We start from the raw sequence: 16,281 nt of genomic DNA on the forward strand, positions 1-16,281 counted from the left end.
GAGCCGGTATCGTGAAGATTGTCGCAAAGTCGCTTCTCGCCCTGTTCACCGTGGTCGGTGCAGCCGGCCTTGGCCACGCCCAGACGCCCAAGGGCAAGACGGGCCCCGCACCGGTTCCGGCCGCCGCTCCCGCCGCGCCTCAAGGCGATGCATCCGGCAACAATACCGGCTGGGTCGCGCGCTGCACCAGCGCGAGCCGCGACGCGCCGCTCGAATGCGCGATGGAACAGACCGCGGTTCTCACCAAGACCGGCCAGCTCATCGTGCTGGTCAATATCCGCGTTCCCGGCGACACCCGCACCCCGGTTGCGCTGATCCAGCTGCCGCTCGGCCTCAACCTGCCGGCCGGCGCCAAGCTGCAGGTCGACGACGGCAAGGCGGTCGATGTGCCGATCCAGACCTGTGAAGCGCGCGGCTGCTACATCAATGCGCCGATCGCGGCCGACGTCCTGACCCAGTTGAAATCGGGCAAGCAGCTCAAGATCGCCTTCCAGAATCTCGGCAAGGAAACCATCAGCATCCCGATGCCGCTCGCCGACTTCGCGACGGTCTACGACAAGATCAAGTAAGGTTGCTACTGCCGCGCCATCTGCGCGGTCCCGACGCCATCACCATCGAGCTTCTGGTCGTCACGCATGACGACCGTCACCTGCAAGAGCTTGCCGGTGAATTCGAACGGCGCTGCATAGTGCGAGACCGGGCTGCCGCGATCGTGTCCGATGTCGAGCCCGGACCACGAGATGAAATTGTGGAAGCCGAGCTGGGTCTGCATCGATCCCGCAGGCTCACCATCGATCGTCAGCGTGTATTCGGTGACGCCGGTCCGCGCGCCCTTGGCCGGCGCCTCCCCGCGCAGCAACCGCTCGACATGGACGCCGAGCCGGTGCGCGCCCGCAGGCACCTTGCGGCTGGATGTCACGAGCTCATGGCCGCCGCCGACATTCAGATCGTGCACCAGAAAGCCATCCTTGATGTACAGGCTATAGCCCGAGGTGGCGTCGCCATGCGCGATCAGCACGCCGCTCGCGCCGTCGGCGATCTCGACATGCGCCTCGATAGTGTAGCTGCGGCTGCGGACATCGGGCGCGACGTCGGTCGGCACGTGCCCCATGCCGGCATGAAACGTAAACCTGGTCCGTGCGCCATGAAAGCGCGCCGCGTTCTCGGCAAAGCGCGGACCGAAACGATCGTCGAGCGGCAGCACGTTGTGCGCCTCGGCCTCGCTCCACCACAGTTTTGTCATCTGCTCCAGACGCTCGGGTTCCTTCGTTGCGAGGTCATCGACCTCGGAGAAGTCGCGGTCGAGATGATAGAGCTCCCACTTGTCGTTCTCGAACGGCGTGCCGGAGGGATGAAACGACACCGCCTTCCAGCCGTCCTTCCAGAGCCCGCGATGGCCGAACATCTCGAAATATTGCGCCGATGCCTTCGACGGTGCCGACGCGTCGTCGATCGAGCGCGCGAAGCTCTCGCCTTCGAGCGGCATTTGCGGACAACCCACGATCTCCCCCGGCGCTGAAATTCCGATCAGATCGAGCAGTGTCGGCGTCAGGTCGCAGGCGTGCACAAATTGATGGCGCAGTTCGCCCCTCGCCTTGATCCGCTTCGGCCAGCTCATCACGAAGGGATCGCGGATGCCGCCGCCATGGGTGTTCTGCTTGTAGCGCCGCAGCGGCGTGTTCGAGGCCATCGCCCAGCCGTGCGGAAAATTGGAGTGCGTGTCCGGCCCGCCGATGTCGTCGATCCGCTGCAATTTCACCGGCAGCGGCTCGGGCCGGAAATTGTATGGCCCCATCGCATTGACGAATCCGAGCGGCCCGCCCTCCTGGCTTGCGCCGTTGTCGGACATCACGATGATCAACGTGTTGTCGCGAATGCCGGCCTTGTCGAGGAAGGCGATCAGCCGCGCCAGATGCTGGTCGGCGTGATCCAGCATGCCGGCATAGGCCGCCTGCAACCGCGTGAAGACGCGTTGCTCGTCGGCGGAATGCTCGTCCCACGCTTTCACGCCGTCGTTTCGCGCCGGCATCCTGGTGGCTTCCGGCACCAGCCCCATCGCCTTCTGCCGCGCCATCCGCTGTTCGCGCTCGATGTCCCAGCCGTGGGCAAAGGTTGCGTCATAGCTCCTGATGAGATCGGCCGGCGCCTGATGCGGCGCGTGGCAGGCGCCGGGTGCAAGCCAGGTTAGCCACGGCAGGTCGGGACGATCGGCCAGATGATCGGCGATGAAGCGGATCGACTGGTCGACCAGATCGGCTGTCAGATGATAGCCGGTCTCGAAAGTGCCCGGAGGATTGATCTGCGTGTTGTCGGACACCAGCTCCGGCGCATATTGATCGGTCTCCGCGTCGAGGAAGCCGTAGAAGCGATCGAAGCCGCGGCCGAGCGGCCAGCCGTCGAACGGCCCCGTGGCGCCGCTCTCGGTCAGCGGCGTGACGTGCCACTTGCCGACCATGTAGTTGCGATAGCCGTGCGGCCGCAACATCTCGGCAAGCGTCCCCGCCTCGCGCGCGATCTTGCCGCGATAGCCCGGATAGCCGGAATCGAAATTGGCGAGGCAGCCGACGCGACCGAATGGTGGTTGCGCCCGGTGAGCAGCGCCGCGCGCGTGGTCGAGCACATCGCGGTGGTGTGGAAGCCGCTGTAGCGCAGGCCTTCGGCGGCGAGCCGGTCGATGGTCGGCGTCCGGATCGGTGAGCCGTAGCAGCCGAAATCGGAGAAGCCGACATCGTCGAACAGCACGACTAGGATGTTCGGCGCGCCGGCCGGCGGCTGACGTGCATCGGGCCACCACGGCTTCGAGGTCGCAACCGTCTTGCCGATGCTGCCGCCGAACGGCGGCCGGCGATGCTCGCTCATGGCGCTCTCCCTGTCCTCGCCGCGGCTGACCCGCTGCACGGTTCCGGCACGATGCGGCCGGATTGCCTGAAATGATAATCCGAATTATGATTATGAAAACCAGGAGACGCAAGCGCAAATGCCGCGGCTTTCAGCCCAGCTCGACCTTCCCGGCGTCACCCCCTCGCGCCAGAAGCGCAGCCGCGAGACGACGCTGGCGCTGCTCGAGGCGGGCGCCGAACTATTGCGGACAAGAAGCCTCGCCGAGCTGTCGATCGAAGCCCTGTGTAGCAAGGTCGGCGCCACCGTCGGCGCCTTCTACAGCCGCTTCGAGAACAAGGAAGCTTATTTCAACGCGCTGATCGCGCTGGCGGCGCAGGACGGCGCGCGCCACCTCGCCCGGATGGACAATCCCGCCGGCGATGTCGCGCTCGACGACCGCTGCCGACTCGTCGTGTCGGGTGTCGTCGGCTGGATCCGCGCCCATGAAGGCGTGCTGCGCGCCGCGCTCCAGCACGACGGCACCAGGCCGGACAAGTGGACCCCCTTCAAGGGCCTCGCGCGCGCGACCACCGAGCACGCCACCCCGCTGCTGCTGCCGGCGATGGGCAAGGGCCGCAAGGCAGCGAAGACCGGCGCCATCGCCTTCGGCTTCCAGGTCGTGCTCGGCACGCTGGTCAACGCGATCCTCAACGATCCCGGGCCGCTGTCGCTGCGCGACGGGGAGATGGAGCGGCGGCTGGCGAACTGCCTTGCGCTGCTGCTGAAGGCGGAGATGAGATAGCGCGCCGCGGGCCTCTACCGGCCGCTATCGCTCGCGCTTGTAGAGAAACGCGTTGTCCGGCTGCGGCATGCCGATCGACTTGTAAAATCCCATCGAGTCCGGCGCCGACAGCAACAGGCACATCGATTCAGGTCCGGCGAGGCGCCGCGTTTCTGCGATCAACCGCTTGCCGATGCCGTGCCCCTGGTGCGCCCGATCGACAGCAAGGTCGGACAAATAGCAGCAATAAGCGAAATCGGTCAGCGCGCGCGAGACGCCGACGAGCCGGTGCGCCTTGCGCGCTGTCACGATCAGGTTGGCATTGGCGATCATGCGCGCCATCCGCTCGGTATCCGCCAGCGGACGCCGCTCGCCGAGGCCCGACTGACGCAGCACCTCGATGAACTCGTCGACGCCGATCGACGCCTCGCGGGCATAAACAATCTCGTCCATCAGCTTAAACCTCTGTCGCAACACCCAGGACCACGCGCGCGAGACCATGGTGGAATACGTCGCGCTAATCCACCCTGGATGCCGTGATGGCAGCCACTGCTTCGCGGCGGGTCGGCAGCAGGCTGCTAGAGGCAATCATCGGAATTTGGGACGATGGCTTCGCCATCGGGCGCAGATTGGCTGGGGAACCTGGATTCGAACCAAGACAAACAGAGTCAGAGTCTGTTGTGCTACCGTTACACCATTCCCCAAGAAGTGTCCGTGGTATCAACAGCTTAGCTGGATGACTGGACATCTCGGTGCAGCGGGTTCGCCTGCCAAATCAGCGCCCGCGCGAGAGCGACCTTCTACCCGCTTGGTCCCACGCTTGGCAAGCATTGATGGCGTTGAATGGATGTGAAAGTTGCCGGCCGATCTGCCGTCGGCCAAAGGTGTTACATTTCGGCGAGTACTCCAAGGAGCAACTCAGGATGGGCTGCAAGCAAGGCTCCAAGGCCAAATCCGATGGTGCCGAGCGCGATGGCACCAATCCAGCCATGCCAGACCCATCCAAGGACCGCGCCCATCAGAGTTGCCGCGCCAACCACGATAACGGTCCAAATCACCCGAACTACAGCAACCAGTGCCTTGATCATTGCGATTCACGGCCTAACGCGCGCCCGACGCCTTCGACGCAACGTGAACGCCGCGTTTCCTGCTTCTCCGAGGGCTCAATTTTGAGTCGGCGCCGCGGCCGGCACGTTCAACTTCGGCGGCATGACGCGCCCTGACAAAGCGCCGCACCGCCGCGTGGCCACGGCGGTGCAGGAGACTGAACAGAAGGCAGTCGGCGGAGTGTCCTGTCGGCCGGGCGTCAGTACAGCCCGCCCGTCCCTGACCGCATCACGGCGCGATCCGCGTCCGGCGGAATTGCCTGCTGGGTGCCGTCGATCACATCGGTGCCGGCGACCAGCGTCGGATCATAGTATGGCGGTGCCTGGCCCGGCTTGAAGGCTTCGAGCACCACGCCCCGGTTCTGACCAGGCGTGGCGCGCAGGCCGGTCTTGGCGTCGACCAGCACCAAGCGGATGCCGACCGGCTGCTTGAACGGGGTGGCGGGCTTGTCGGCCAGCGCGAGCTTCAGGAAGTCGCGCGCGATCGGCGCCGCGGTGTGGCCGGCCTGCGCGTTGCGGCCGAGCGAGCGCGGCTTGTCGTAGCCGACATAGAGACCGACCACGAGGTCCGGCGAGAAGCCGACGAACCAGAGGTCCTTGGCCTCATTCGAGGTACCGGTCTTGCCGGCGAGCGGCTTGCCGACCTCCTTCAGCGCGGTGCCGGTACCGGCCTGGATCACGCCCTCCATCAGCGAGGTGATCTGATAGGCGGTCATCGCGTCGAGCACCCGCTCGCGGCGGTCGACGAGCTGCGGCTCCGGCTGGTTCTTCCAGCCCTCCGGCGCGTCGCAGCCGCGGCATTCGCGCTGGTCGTGCCTGAAGATGGTGTGGCCGTAGCGATCCTGGATGCGGTCGATCAGAGTCGGCTTCACGCGGACGCCGCCATTGGCGATCATCGAATAGGCCGTGGCCATCCGCATCACCGTGGTCTCGCCGGCGCCGAGCGCGTAGGCGAGATAGTTCGGCAGCTCGTCATAGACGCCGAAGCGCTTGGCGTACTCACCGATCACAGGCATGCCGATTTCCTGCGCGAGGCGCACGGTCACGGTGTTGAGCGACAGGCGGAGCGCGTTGCGCAGCGTGACCTGGCCCAGATACTTGCCGGTGGAGAAGTTCTCCGGCCGCCAGATATTGCCCTGGCCCTGGTCGATCTCGATCGGACCGTCGATCATCATCGTCGAGCCGGTGTAGCCGTTGTCGAGCGCCGTCGAATAGACGATCGGCTTGAAAGTCGAGCCGGGCTGCCGGTAGGCCTGCGTCGCGCGGTTGAACTGGCTCTGATCGAACGAGAAGCCGCCGACCATCGCGAGCACACGGCCGGTGTGCGGATCCATCGCCACCATCGCGCCCGACAATTCGGGAATCTGGCGCAGCCGGTACTGGCCCTCGACGGGCTTGCCGTCCTTAGTGAACAGCGGATCGGCGTAGATCACGTCGCCGGGCTGCAGCACCTGCGCCACCGAGGTCGGCGTCTTGCCCTTGTACGGGCCGGACGTTGCCCGCGCCCATCGCACGCCTTCCAGCGTCACGATGCCGGTCTCGCGCTGCTTGCTGATGGCGCCGCCGAGCTCACGGCCGGGCTGGAAGCCGATCCGCGCCGACTGGTCGTTGCTCTCCAGCACCACCGCCATCCGCCATGGCGAGATGTCCGAGAGCGACTTGATCTCGGCCAGCGGCACGCCCCAATCGGCCGACAGATCGAGCTTCTGGATCGCGCCGCGATAGCCCTGCTGCTCGTCATAGTTCACGAGGCCGGCCACCATCGCCTTGCGCGCCATCACCTGGATCTTGGGATCCAGCGTCGTGCGCACCGACAGGCCGCCTTCATAGAGCTTCTTCTCGCCATAGCGTTCGAAGATGTCGCGGCGGACTTCTTCCGAGAAATATTCGCCGGCGAAGGTGTGCGCGCCGCTGCTGCGGTTGGTGACGGTCAGCGGATCCTTGCGCGCCTTGTCGGCGTCGGCAGCAGTGATCCAACCGTTCTCCTGCAGGCGGTCGATCACATAGTTGCGGCGCTCGACGGCGCGCGCATGGTTGCGCACCGGATGCAGGCTGGCCGGCATTTTCGGCAGCGCTGCCAGATATGCCGCTTCGGCAACGGTCAGTTCATTGACGGACTTGTCGAAGTAGACCAGCGAGGCCGCCGCGATGCCATAGGCGCCGAGGCCGAGATAGATTTCGTTGAGATAGAGCTCGAGGATCTTGTCCTTGGAATAGGCCCGCTCGATTCGCATCGCCAGCAGGGCTTCCTTGATCTTGCGGCTGAACGACACCTCGTTGGTCAGAAGGAAGTTCTTGGCGACCTGCTGGGTGATCGTCGAAGCACCCTGCGGACGGCGGTTGGAACCGAAGTTCTGGATGTAGGCGACGCCGGCGCGCGCCATGCCGGTGTAGTCGACGCCGCCGTGCTCGTAGAAATTCTTGTCCTCGGCCGCGAGGAACGCGTTAATCACGAGTTTCGGCACCGCCTGGATCGGCAGATAGAGCCGGCGCTCCTTGGCGAACTCGCCCAGCAGCGATCCATCCGCCGCGTGCACGCGGGTCATCACCGGCGGCTCGTAGTTCTGGAGCTGCGAGTAGTCGGGCAGGTCCTTGGAAAAATGCCAGAACAGCCCTGCGACCGCGGCCAGACCGGCCAGGAACAGGATGGTTCCTGCGGTGAACAGGAACCCGAAGAACCGCAACAGAAATTTCATCGACCAGATTTTCCGTGGCGAATACGTCGCTCGTTCTGAGGGCGCTGCGTGCCACTTAGGCCGCCCGGTATATCGGTCGCACCATGGACCTGCAATTCAACACGGGAGAATTAAAGCGTGCCAGACGTCAAACTTATGCCATAGAGCCCGGCTCGCGCGCACAGCCAAATCAGCGGTCCCCATCCCAGGCGGAATGCCCCGCAGGACTGCGTCGGCCTCCCGCCTCCCCGCGCCGATTCGCCCGCCCGTGCGCCGAACGCGCTCCAGCCGGCAATCGCTCCGCTTGCGCGGTGAGCGCGTCGCGAAAGGAAAGCGCAGGTCCGGCCCACTGCTTCCACTACCCCGTTGCCGTTACAGGTACGACACCATCATAAACCGGTGGACAGTGCCGGCCGGCCGATCCGATTAACGGGCCATTAACTATAACTACCGCAAGTTGTTGGTATACACGCGACTCGCGAGGGGCTGACTTGCATGGCACTGCGCGGTTTTAAACGGCCGTTTGCCGTCGACCCGAACATCGTTGGATTTCCGAAACCACCCACATCGGCGATGGGCACCGAGGCCCTAGACCTCGTCTATCAGGCGGCGGATCTATTCCGCAGCATCGAAGACAGGGCCCGCGCCGGCGAGGCCCGCGCCGAGGCCGCCGAACAGGCCCAGCTCGAAATCATCGCCGCGACCGAGCGCAAGCTGAGGGACGCGTCCCGGGCGCTCGAAGAGGCGCGACGGCGCATCGAGTCCCAGCAGGAGCAGCTCGATGCGGCCGAATACCGCGCCCAGGCCGCCGAAGCCGAGGCCCGCGAAGCCAAGCAATCGCTGGCCCTCATCGAAGATGCGATCCGCCGGCGCTTGCTGCTGACCAGCGGGCACGACGACGGCAGATCGGGCGCCGTCGCCTGAGCCGAGATCGATCCGGCGGCAGCAGGCCCTGCCGCCGCTGAGCGATCGCACGACGGCAATCAGTAGCCGGCCGCCAGCCCTGAATTGCGGCGCGGATCATTCGCGCCATAGAAGCGGTTGTTGCCGACCGGCTCGCCGCCGAGCAACGGTGCGCCGATGATGATCACCGCGAGATGGTTGGCCGGCTGCGGCGGGCCGAATTTGTGGCCCATCCCTTCCAGCATCTTCCGCGTATCCGGCGACAGCGTGTAATTCTCGAGGTTGGTGGCCTCCGGAAGCCACTGCTGGTGGAAGCGCGGCATGTCCACGGCCTCCTGCGCGTTCATGCCGTAGTCGATAGCGTTGATCATCGTCAGCAGCACCGCCGTGATGATGCGGCTGCCGCCGGGCGTGCCCACCACCATGACCGGCTTGCCATCCCTGGTGACGATGGTCGGGCTCATCGAGGACAGCGGGCGCTTGCCCGGCACGATCGAATTGGCCTCGCCCTGCACCAGACCATACAGATTCGGCACGCCCACCTTGGCGGTGAAGTCATCCATCTCGTCGTTGAGCAGCACACCGGTCTTGGCCGCGGTCACCTTGGCGCCGAACCAATCGTTGAGCGTGTAGGTGACCGACACCGCGTTGCCGTCCTTGTCGGCGATCGAATAATGCGTGGTGTTGCTGCCCTCATGCGGCGGAACGCCGGGCTTGATCTCCTTGGACACGCCGGCCTTGGCCGGGTCGATCACGGCACGGACCTTGGCGGCGTAATTCTTGTCGAGCAGCCGCTCGAGCGGATTCTTCACGAAGTCGGGGTCGCCCAGATAGCTGTTGCGATCGACATAGGCGTGGCGCATCGCTTCGATCTGGTAATGCACCGCCTGCGCGGAGTGGTATCCGAGATCCTTGAGCGGATAGCCCTCGAGGATGTTCAATATCTCGCAGATCACGACGCCGCCCGAGCTTGGCGGCGGCGCCGAGACCACGTGGTAGCCGCGATAGTCGCATTCGACCGGCGCGAGCTCGCGAACCTTGTAGTTGTCGAGGTCCTCCTGGGTGAGCAGGCCCTTGCCGGCCTGGCTCGAGGCGACGATCGCCGCCCCTACCGAGCCCTTGTAGAAACCATCGGTGCCGCGCTTGCTGATTTCGCGCAGCGTCTCGGCGAGCTCGTGCTGCGTCAGCCGCTCGCCGACCTGGAACGGCTTGCCATTGTTGAGGAAGATCGCGGCCGAGGCCGGATCCTCCTGAAAATCCTTGGTCGCGGTCTGGAACATGCTGATGTCGCCCTGATCCAGTACGAAGCCGTCCTCGGCGAGTTGCAGCGCCGGCGCGATCACGTCCGCGCGCTTCATCGTGCCGTACTTCTCGCGCGCATATTCCATGCCAGCCACCGAGCCCGGCACGCCAACCGCGAGGTGCCCCTTGGTCGAGAGGCCTGCGACGACGTTGCCGTCCTTGTCGAGATACATGTTGGCGGTGGCACCCTTCGGCGCCGTTTCGCGGAAATCCAGGAAGGTCTTGCGGCCGTCGGCAAGCTGGATGGTCATGAACCCGCCACCACCGAGATTGCCGGCGGCGGGATAGACCACCGCAAGCGCGTAACCGACCGCAACCGCCGCGTCGACCGCGTTGCCGCCCCGCTTCAACACCTCGATGCCGACCTGCGTTGCGAGATGCTGCGCCGAGACCACCATGCCGTTCTCGGCGGCGACCGGCGCCACCGACGCCGCGCGCGCGGGAGCAGCCGATGCGAGGCCGATCGAAACCATCGCGGCGGCGATCCACCGCGCGCGCATCGTTGAATTTTGCATGGAAGCCTCCCGGGACCTGCGCCGACTATCGCGGCTTTACGACCTTAGCGCGCGAACCTAGCAGGCCGCTCGCATGCGCACTATAGGCCCTCGCCGTGCATCCGCAGCCGGCTGTGGCGTCTGCCGTAGGCCGCATAGATCGCCAGCCCGATCACGAGCCACACCGCGAGCCTGATCCAGGTGTCGAGCGGCAGGCCGAACATCAGGAACAGCGAGGTTCCGGCGGCAGCCGGGGCCACCAGCCAGATCGCCGGCGCCTTGAACGGGCGCGGCAATTGCGGATCGCGCACGCGCAGCACCAGCGTTCCGATCGAGACCACGGTGAATGCGAACAGCGTGCCGATCGAGACGAGCTCGCCGACCAGTCCGATCGGCAGCAGGCCACCGAGAATGGCAGCGACGGTGCCGGCGAAGATGGTTGAGACATGGGGGGTTTGGAAGCGCGGGTGGATCTTTGCGGCAAAGCCCGGCAGCAGCCCGTCATGCGCCATGGCGCGGAAGATCCGCGGCTGCGCCAGCAGCATGATGAGGATCACCGACGTCAGCCCGAACAGGATGCCGAGCTTGATGAAGGGACCGAGCCAGCCGATGCCAACCGCATCGATGCCGACGGCGATCGGATCCGGCACGCTGAGCTTGTCATACGGCACGATGCCGGTCAGCACGAAGCCGACCGCGACATAGAGCGCGGCGCAGATCACGAGCGAGCCGAGGATGCCGATCGGCATGTCGCGCGCGGGCGTCTTCGCCTCCTGCGCTGCGGTCGAGATCGCATCGAAGCCGATATAGGCGAAGAACACCACCGCCGCGCCGCGGACCACGCCGGACCAGCCGAATGCGCCGGGACCGGCATTCGGCGGGATCAGCGCGCCCTCCGGATTACCCGCCGTCACCCAGTTCGCCAGCGATACGGAGGAGGCTGCGGCGGCGAGAAACAACGCGATGACGACGAGCTTGACCACGACGACGAAGCTAGTGAATCGCGCGGACTCGCGAATGCCGACCACGAGCAGCGTGGTGACGAACGCAATGATCACCATCGCCGGGATGTTGATGACCGAGCCGGTCGACGACCAGACCCCGGTATTGGTGTCATAGGCGAGCGGCGCCGAGGTGAATTGCTGCGGCAGATTGATGCCGAAATCACGCATGAAGCTGACGAAATAGCCGGACCATCCGACCGAGACCGCGATCGCGCCGACGGCATATTCGAGGATCAGGTCCCAGCCGATGATCCAGGCGATCAATTCGCCGAGCGTGGCATAAGCGTAAGTATAGGCGCTGCCGGAGATCGGCACGGTCGACGACATCTCGGCGTAGCACAGGCCGGCAAAGGCGCAGGCGACCGCACCGAGCATAAAGGAGAGCGTGACGGCGGGGCCGGCATTGGCTGCGGCCGCGTGCCCCGTCAGCACGAAAATGCCGGCGCCGATGATGCCGCCGATGCCGAGCGTGACCAGTTGCAACGCCGAGAGCGAGCGTTTGAAGGCCGGCGTCTCCGCGTCGCCGTCGGCGCGCGCCGCCTCCCGCAACAGCTCGGAGGTCGATTTTCGATCCCAGAAGCCGGCCAGGATGTCGGTCACGCCGGGAGCCCTCCGCCTGTCCTCCGCCGCTCGGATCCGGCGGGACCCGCTGCGACCGGCAGACTATAGCGCGCTTGACGCGCGGCCGTTCGCGCGCCGGGCAATTGCCGGCGCCCTTATCCACCGCCAAGAACGGCGGTCAAGCGCGGTACGTTGCCTATCGGCAGGAATGGCGGCGGCCATCGCGGCCAAGGTAAGTGCCGGACGCCGGATCGAACGAACGGTAGCGTGCGCAGGACGAGGATGGTGCCGGCGGCACGGCGCCGTAGGCGTTCGCGGGGTTGCCGCTGCGTTGTGCTGCCGCCTGCGCTTCACCCCATGGTGTGAGCGCACCGCCGTTGATCGCGCTGCGCCCGGGATTCTGCGCGTCAAAAAGGGCCGGCTCCGAAATCTGGGCCGACACCGGCGTGAATGTCATTCCCACCAGCAGCACAGCGGCTGCAACGGCCCTGAGTCCGGCCATCTGACCTCTCCGATGCATCAATTGAAAGTTGCCCTGGGGCGGCAGGAAGGCCCTGTGCCCATCTCTGATGTGGTGACGATCAAATTCGGGGCACAGAGGCAGGAAGTCACAATGCTGCGAGGCGCCCTCCGTGGGGCATGACCACGGCGGTTCGCGACGAGCGTCTCGCAGCTCAGTGATTATGCACGTCGGGCCGCGGGTCGGAGACGAACCCATCGCGGTTCGGCATCTTGACCGCGGCGAGCGACTTGGCGTTGAGCACGGCATTGGCGGGGACGACGCCGTTGAGGCTGAGGATGTAGGCGGACACCGCGTAGACGTCCTCATTGCTCAGCGACTGCGGTGCGTTCTGCGGCATCGCGCGCCTGATGTAGTCGAACAGGGTCGGGGCATAGGGCCAGTAGCTGCCGACGGTTCGGATCGGCTTTGGGCTTGCCAGCGTGCCCTGTCCGCCGACCAGACGATCGCCGACGCCGCCCTGCCCGTTGTCGCCGTGGCATGTCGCACATTGCTCGGCGAACACAGCGCGGCCGCGCTCGGCGCTGCCACTGCCCGGCGGCAGGTTGGAGCCGTCGCGGCCGATATCGATGTTCCAGCCGGCGATCTCGGCGGGCGTTGCCGGACGCCCGATGCCAAAGCGATCCTCGGCCTGCGCAGCAGCCGCGAGCATCGCGATCGCCCCCACCAGAAACGCTGCCTTGAGGTTACGCCTGGGCATTCGTCACCTCACCATTCGCATCGATGCGCCAGGGCCAGATCGCGTTATTGTGGTAGAACGAATTGAGACCACGCACCTTGACCAATTCCGCCAGCGTCGGCTGCACGTAGCCGGTCTCGTCGATGGCGCGGCTCTGGATCACGACAGGCGTGCCGTCCCAGTGCCATGGCAAGCGGAAGCGGGTCAGCGCGCGCGTCAGCACCGGCTCCTGGAGCTCCGCCTGCTGCCAGCTCTTGCCCTCGTCGAGCGAGATCTCGACGCTCTTGATCTTGCCGTGGCCGCTCCAGGCGATCCCGGTGATCTGATGGAAGCCGTGCGTGGTCAGCTTCTGCCCGCCCGACGGCCGCGTGATGATCGACTTGGCCTCCATGTAGAAGGTGAATTCGCGCGACGTGCCGTCGGGCATCGGGTCGGTGTATTTCGAGGTCTCCTCGCGCGAATAGGCCGGCTCGGCTGTGACCTTGAGGCGGCGCAGCCACTTCACGTTCATGTTGCCCTCGAAGCCAGGCAATAAGAGGCGCAGCGGATAGCCCTGCTGCGGACGCAGCCGCTCGCCGTTCTGGCTGTAGACCAGCATGGCGTCGTCGAGGCACTTCTCGATCGGGATCGAGCGCGTCAGCGCGGCGGCATCGGCGCCTTCGGCAACAATCCACTTGGCACCCGCCTGCAGGCCCGCTTCGTCCAGCACCGTCTTCAGCGGCACGCCGGTCCATTCCGCGCAGCTCAGGAGGCCGACGAGGTCTGACGCCGTCTTGCCGTAGGGCTTGGTGTAGACCGGATTGCCGGAGCATTCGAGGAAATGGATGCGCGACTGCGACGGAAAGCGCCTTATGTCCTCCATTGTGAACACCAGCGGGCGATCGACCATGCCATGCAGCATCAGCCGGTGCTCGGCCGGATCGATGGTCGGCACGCCGCCATGGTGGCGTTCGTAGAACAGACCGTTCGGGGTGATGATGCCGTCAAGCTCCTGCAACGGCGTGCGGCCCGATGCGGAGATATATTGCGGCAGCGCCTTCGAGATGTTCTTGACGACGCCCTTCTCGTAAGCCGATGGCGTGCCGTAGGGCTGGCTTCCCATCGGGTCGCCGGGCGCTTTCATCCACTCCGGCACGTTGGGCGGAAGATTCTTCCCCTGTTCGGCAAGCGCAGGAGAACCGGCAACTCCCGCCATCGCGGAGCCTCCGGCCAGTGCCGCACCCGCCTGAAGAAATCGCCTGCGAGACGCCTCTCGCACGCGCTTGTCCGTCGTGTGTTCGCTCATCGACGTTTTCCTCTGACGTTACCAGAGCATGATCCGGAAAAGCACGAAGCGGCTTTCCGAGAAGACCATGCCAGGACAACAAGGCGCGATGACGATTCATCGTGCTTTGGTGCAGCCTAACACCAAACGCCCGAGGCGAGGCAATGATCGCGCGTGCATGGCCGCACCGACGGCGCGTGATGGCCGTGGCTCACCGGGCTTCGCTTGCGCGGCCGCTCAGATCCGTTCGCCGGGCAATTGACTGGCCTGCTTCACCCAGGCGGTGAACTGGGCTTCGTCGAGCTGGTCGTTCTCGTGGATGTTGAGGTAGCGCGTGTGCTGCTGCTTGGACTCGCCCGGCGGTACGGGACGTAGCAATGCGCCGCGAAAAAACGCCACCTTGATGTAGCGCGTGAAGACATGGATGCCGAGGAACCAGCCTTCGCCTGCCACGCCGTAAAGTGGCGAGTTCCATTTCACTGCCTTGTGCACGCCGGGGATGGTCCGCACAATGAGCTCGTCAAGCCTGCGTCCGACCTCGCTCTTCCACCCCGGCATCGCCGCGATATAGGCTTGCACGGGCGCGTCACCAACTCCCTTCGCGATCTGCGGATTGCCGCCCGCGAGCAGGCGCGGCTTTGCGCCCGCGCGCGTCGCGGCTCGCTTCTTTGCGCTCTTCGCCGACCTCTTGGACGTCTTGCCAACCATTGTCCTGTTTCCAGCGGTCCACGTGCCGCGCACTTGCGCAGCGCTCGCCCTCTCGACCCGGATCATATGGTTGTGCGTCGATGTTGTCGTCAGGGACCGCGCCTGTGCGTGGCGGCCTATCGACGCGCGCGATCGGTCGTTTTTGCCGCAGTCCGGCGCCTAGTCGATCACCGGTGGCGTGCCGTGGGTGTGGAACGACTCGATCGTCTTCAATCCCCACGCCTGGCCCTTCTTGCGCTCCTCCTCGGTCCACACGATCGGTTTCCAGTCCGGCGCCAGGATCAGGCGGGCTCCGGCGTTGGCGACCTCGACGCGGTTGCCGCCGGGCTCATAGACATAGAGGAAGAAGGTCTGCTGGATCGCGTGCTTGTGCGGGCCGGTCTCGATATGCACCCCATGCTCGAGGAAAATATCGGCGGCCCGCAGGATCTCCTCGCGGCTGTCCAGCGCGTAGGTCACATGATGGAATCGGCCGCGCTTGCCGTAGTGGTCACGCGTGTAGGCGAAGTCGTAGCTCTTGTTCGACATGGTCATCCACATCGCTGCTTCCGTGCCGTCGTTGAGCACGATCTGCTCGGTGGTGCGGCATCCGAGGTAGTTCTCGAAGAACAGGCGATTGGCCCTGATGTCGACCGCGAGGCAGTTGAGGTGGTCGAGCCGGCGGACATTGACGCCGCGGGCCGGAAAGCGCTGCGCCTGGTTCTTTAACGCAGGCTTCAGCCCGGCCGGCGCCTCGTACCATTCGGTCTCGTAATAGAGCTCGATGATATGGCCGTCGGGATCGCGGCAGCGGAATGCCGGCCCCTGCCCCATGTCGCCGTCGATCCAGCCGATGTCGAAGCCCGAGCCCTTCAGCGCGGCGACGCGGCGCTCGAGTGCCTGCGGGCTGCGCGCCCGCAGCGCCATGTGCTCCATGCCAGAGGTCTTCGATGCGGTCAGCTTCAGCGAATAGCGCTCATAGTCGTCCCAGCCACGCAGATAGACCGACTCGCCCTGTCGGCCGCTGACCGTCATGCCCATCACATCGACGAAGAACCTCAAGCTCTCGTCCGGCTTCGGCGTCAGCAACTCCATGTGCCCGAGATGAGCGAGATCGAAGATCGGTTCCGGCTGCATGGGGCGTTCTCCTCGCACGACGCCACCGACGTCTTTCCGCTCGGGCGAGCGGTGCCGGCGCGATTGTACTAGTGTACAAAGGATTAGGTCTCGTCAACAAATTATTGGCGCCGGTAATCGCAGCCGCGGGCCGCTAGCAGCGTCCGCGCCTACCCCTTGGACGCCATTACCGGCGCCGCATCATGCGGCCGGGACATGGTCGCCGACACCGTCAGCGCGACGGCGAGCGCGCATACCATGCAGAGCTTCATCCGCGCCGTGCGGCGGTCGGTCATCGGCAGGAAGAAGAAGAACGCGATCGCCAGAACGAGAAGCGCATTCACGAGATAGTACATGGCAGGGCCCTCT

16 protein-coding genes and 1 tRNA gene are annotated in these 16,281 nt (G+C 65.4%); 3 read left to right on the forward strand and 14 right to left on the reverse strand.

All coding sequences use genetic code 11. The features are described from left to right. Positions 1-11 precede the first annotated feature (11 nt). Complete coding sequence (locus tag ALC15_RS09585) at positions 12-569, forward strand: invasion associated locus B family protein (RefSeq protein WP_050627022.1); 558 nt, start codon at positions 12-14, stop codon at positions 567-569. A gap of 5 nt (positions 570-574) precedes the next feature. Here the strand turns inward: ALC15_RS09585 and ALC15_RS09590 are convergent, their stop codons facing one another. Together ALC15_RS09590 and ALC15_RS47140 are read right to left on the reverse strand one after the other, a co-directional pair. Then, positions 575-2,485, reverse strand: coding sequence for a sulfatase-like hydrolase/transferase (locus tag ALC15_RS09590; RefSeq protein WP_283806259.1), 1,911 nt, complete (start codon positions 2,483-2,485; stop codon positions 575-577). Then, positions 2,425-2,859 (reverse strand): sulfatase-like hydrolase/transferase, encoded by a 435-nt coding sequence (locus ALC15_RS47140; protein ID WP_283806260.1) that lies wholly within the window; start codon positions 2,857-2,859, stop codon positions 2,425-2,427. Before ALC15_RS47140 ends, ALC15_RS09590 begins: the two co-directional genes overlap by 61 nt. Positions 2,860-2,977: 118 nt before the next feature. On the opposite strand from ALC15_RS47140, the gene ALC15_RS09595 reads away from it, so the two are divergent. After that, entirely contained in the window at positions 2,978-3,622 is a 645-nt protein-coding gene (locus ALC15_RS09595) for a TetR/AcrR family transcriptional regulator (protein ID WP_050627023.1), read from the forward strand. 24 nt (positions 3,623-3,646) lie between these two features. Here ALC15_RS09595 and ALC15_RS09600 read toward each other — a convergent pair whose 3' ends face one another. The 4 genes from ALC15_RS09600 to ALC15_RS09615 all read right to left on the reverse strand — a co-directional run bounded on the left by ALC15_RS09600 (position 3,647) and on the right by ALC15_RS09615 (position 7,403). After that, the gene (locus ALC15_RS09600; RefSeq protein WP_050627024.1) at positions 3,647-4,054 is read right to left on the reverse strand and encodes a GNAT family N-acetyltransferase; all 408 of its coding nucleotides are present in this window, start codon (positions 4,052-4,054) and stop codon (positions 3,647-3,649) included. A gap of 177 nt (positions 4,055-4,231) precedes the next feature. Then, a tRNA-Gln gene (locus tag ALC15_RS09605) sits at positions 4,232-4,305 on the reverse strand. 183 nt (positions 4,306-4,488) lie between these two features. After that, positions 4,489-4,689 carry a hypothetical protein gene (locus ALC15_RS09610; RefSeq protein ID WP_050627025.1) on the reverse strand — a complete coding sequence of 67 codons (201 nt, stop codon included), beginning with the start codon at positions 4,687-4,689 and terminating at the stop codon, positions 4,489-4,491. 218 nt (positions 4,690-4,907) lie between these two features. Beyond that, positions 4,908-7,403 (reverse strand): penicillin-binding protein 1A, encoded by a 2,496-nt coding sequence (locus ALC15_RS09615; protein WP_050627026.1) that lies wholly within the window; start codon positions 7,401-7,403, stop codon positions 4,908-4,910. A gap of 474 nt (positions 7,404-7,877) precedes the next feature. Between ALC15_RS09615 and ALC15_RS09620 the strand changes: the two genes are divergently transcribed. After that, entirely contained in the window at positions 7,878-8,306 is a 429-nt protein-coding gene (locus ALC15_RS09620) for a hypothetical protein (protein ID WP_244486005.1), read from the forward strand. Between the two features lie 59 nt (positions 8,307-8,365). Here ALC15_RS09620 and ggt read toward each other — a convergent pair whose 3' ends face one another. The 8 genes from ggt to ALC15_RS09660 form a co-directional block, all read right to left on the reverse strand. Further along, complete coding sequence (gene ggt, locus ALC15_RS09625) at positions 8,366-10,102, reverse strand: gamma-glutamyltransferase (protein WP_050627028.1); 1,737 nt, start codon at positions 10,100-10,102, stop codon at positions 8,366-8,368. Positions 10,103-10,182: 80 nt separating this feature from the next. Continuing rightward, positions 10,183-11,685 carry an amino acid permease gene (locus tag ALC15_RS09630; RefSeq protein WP_244486006.1) on the reverse strand — a complete coding sequence of 501 codons (1,503 nt, stop codon included), beginning with the start codon at positions 11,683-11,685 and terminating at the stop codon, positions 10,183-10,185. 157 nt (positions 11,686-11,842) lie between these two features. Further along, positions 11,843-12,148 carry a BA14K family protein gene (locus tag ALC15_RS46030; RefSeq protein ID WP_050627029.1) on the reverse strand — a complete coding sequence of 102 codons (306 nt, stop codon included), beginning with the start codon at positions 12,146-12,148 and terminating at the stop codon, positions 11,843-11,845. A 172-nt stretch (positions 12,149-12,320) separates the two neighbouring features. Continuing rightward, positions 12,321-12,818: a c-type cytochrome gene (locus tag ALC15_RS09640; RefSeq protein ID WP_430649151.1), complete on the reverse strand. Its 498-nt coding sequence runs from the start codon at positions 12,816-12,818 to the stop codon at positions 12,321-12,323. A 34-nt stretch (positions 12,819-12,852) separates the two neighbouring features. Further along, entirely contained in the window at positions 12,853-14,130 is a 1,278-nt protein-coding gene (soxC, locus tag ALC15_RS09645) for a sulfite dehydrogenase (protein ID WP_050627031.1), read from the reverse strand. 216 nt (positions 14,131-14,346) lie between these two features. Further along, positions 14,347-14,817, reverse strand: a complete 471-nt coding sequence (locus ALC15_RS09650) for a DUF1801 domain-containing protein (RefSeq protein ID WP_050627086.1) — start codon at positions 14,815-14,817, stop codon at positions 14,347-14,349. A 159-nt stretch (positions 14,818-14,976) separates the two neighbouring features. Next, positions 14,977-15,933: a catechol 2,3-dioxygenase gene (locus ALC15_RS09655; protein WP_050627032.1), complete on the reverse strand. Its 957-nt coding sequence runs from the start codon at positions 15,931-15,933 to the stop codon at positions 14,977-14,979. 149 nt (positions 15,934-16,082) lie between these two features. Continuing rightward, entirely contained in the window at positions 16,083-16,268 is a 186-nt protein-coding gene (locus ALC15_RS09660) for a hypothetical protein (RefSeq protein ID WP_050627033.1), read from the reverse strand. Positions 16,269-16,281: the final 13 nt, after the last annotated feature.

The organism is Bradyrhizobium viridifuturi (genome assembly GCF_001238275.1).
GTDB classification, from domain to species: domain Bacteria; phylum Pseudomonadota; class Alphaproteobacteria; order Rhizobiales; family Xanthobacteraceae; genus Bradyrhizobium; species Bradyrhizobium viridifuturi.

Bases quoted from the DNA above. Each gene is read 5' to 3' on its own strand.
- ALC15_RS09590 (WP_283806259.1), bottom strand. From the start codon at position 2,485: ATGTTGCGGCCGCACGGCTATCGCAACTACATGGTCGGCAAGTGGCAC.
- ALC15_RS47140 (WP_283806260.1), bottom strand. From the start codon at position 2,859: ATGAGCGAGCATCGCCGGCCGCCGTTCGGCGGCAGCATCGGCAAGACG.
- ALC15_RS09595 (WP_050627023.1), top strand. From the start codon at position 2,978: ATGCCGCGGCTTTCAGCCCAGCTCGACCTTCCCGGCGTCACCCCCTCG.
- ALC15_RS09600 (WP_050627024.1), bottom strand. From the start codon at position 4,054: ATGGACGAGATTGTTTATGCCCGCGAGGCGTCGATCGGCGTCGACGAG.
- ALC15_RS09610 (WP_050627025.1), bottom strand. From the start codon at position 4,689: ATGATCAAGGCACTGGTTGCTGTAGTTCGGGTGATTTGGACCGTTATC.
- ALC15_RS09615 (WP_050627026.1), bottom strand. From the start codon at position 7,403: ATGAAATTTCTGTTGCGGTTCTTCGGGTTCCTGTTCACCGCAGGAACC.
- ALC15_RS09620 (WP_244486005.1), top strand. From the start codon at position 7,878: ATGGCACTGCGCGGTTTTAAACGGCCGTTTGCCGTCGACCCGAACATC.
- ggt (WP_050627028.1), bottom strand. From the start codon at position 10,102: ATGCAAAATTCAACGATGCGCGCGCGGTGGATCGCCGCCGCGATGGTT.
- ALC15_RS46030 (WP_050627029.1), bottom strand. From the start codon at position 12,148: ATGGCCGGACTCAGGGCCGTTGCAGCCGCTGTGCTGCTGGTGGGAATG.
- ALC15_RS09640 (WP_430649151.1), bottom strand. From the start codon at position 12,818: ATGCTCGCGGCTGCTGCGCAGGCCGAGGATCGCTTTGGCATCGGGCGT.
- soxC (WP_050627031.1), bottom strand. From the start codon at position 14,130: ATGAGCGAACACACGACGGACAAGCGCGTGCGAGAGGCGTCTCGCAGG.
- ALC15_RS09650 (WP_050627086.1), bottom strand. From the start codon at position 14,817: ATGGTTGGCAAGACGTCCAAGAGGTCGGCGAAGAGCGCAAAGAAGCGA.
- ALC15_RS09655 (WP_050627032.1), bottom strand. From the start codon at position 15,933: ATGCAGCCGGAACCGATCTTCGATCTCGCTCATCTCGGGCACATGGAG.
- ALC15_RS09660 (WP_050627033.1), bottom strand. From the start codon at position 16,268: ATGTACTATCTCGTGAATGCGCTTCTCGTTCTGGCGATCGCGTTCTTC.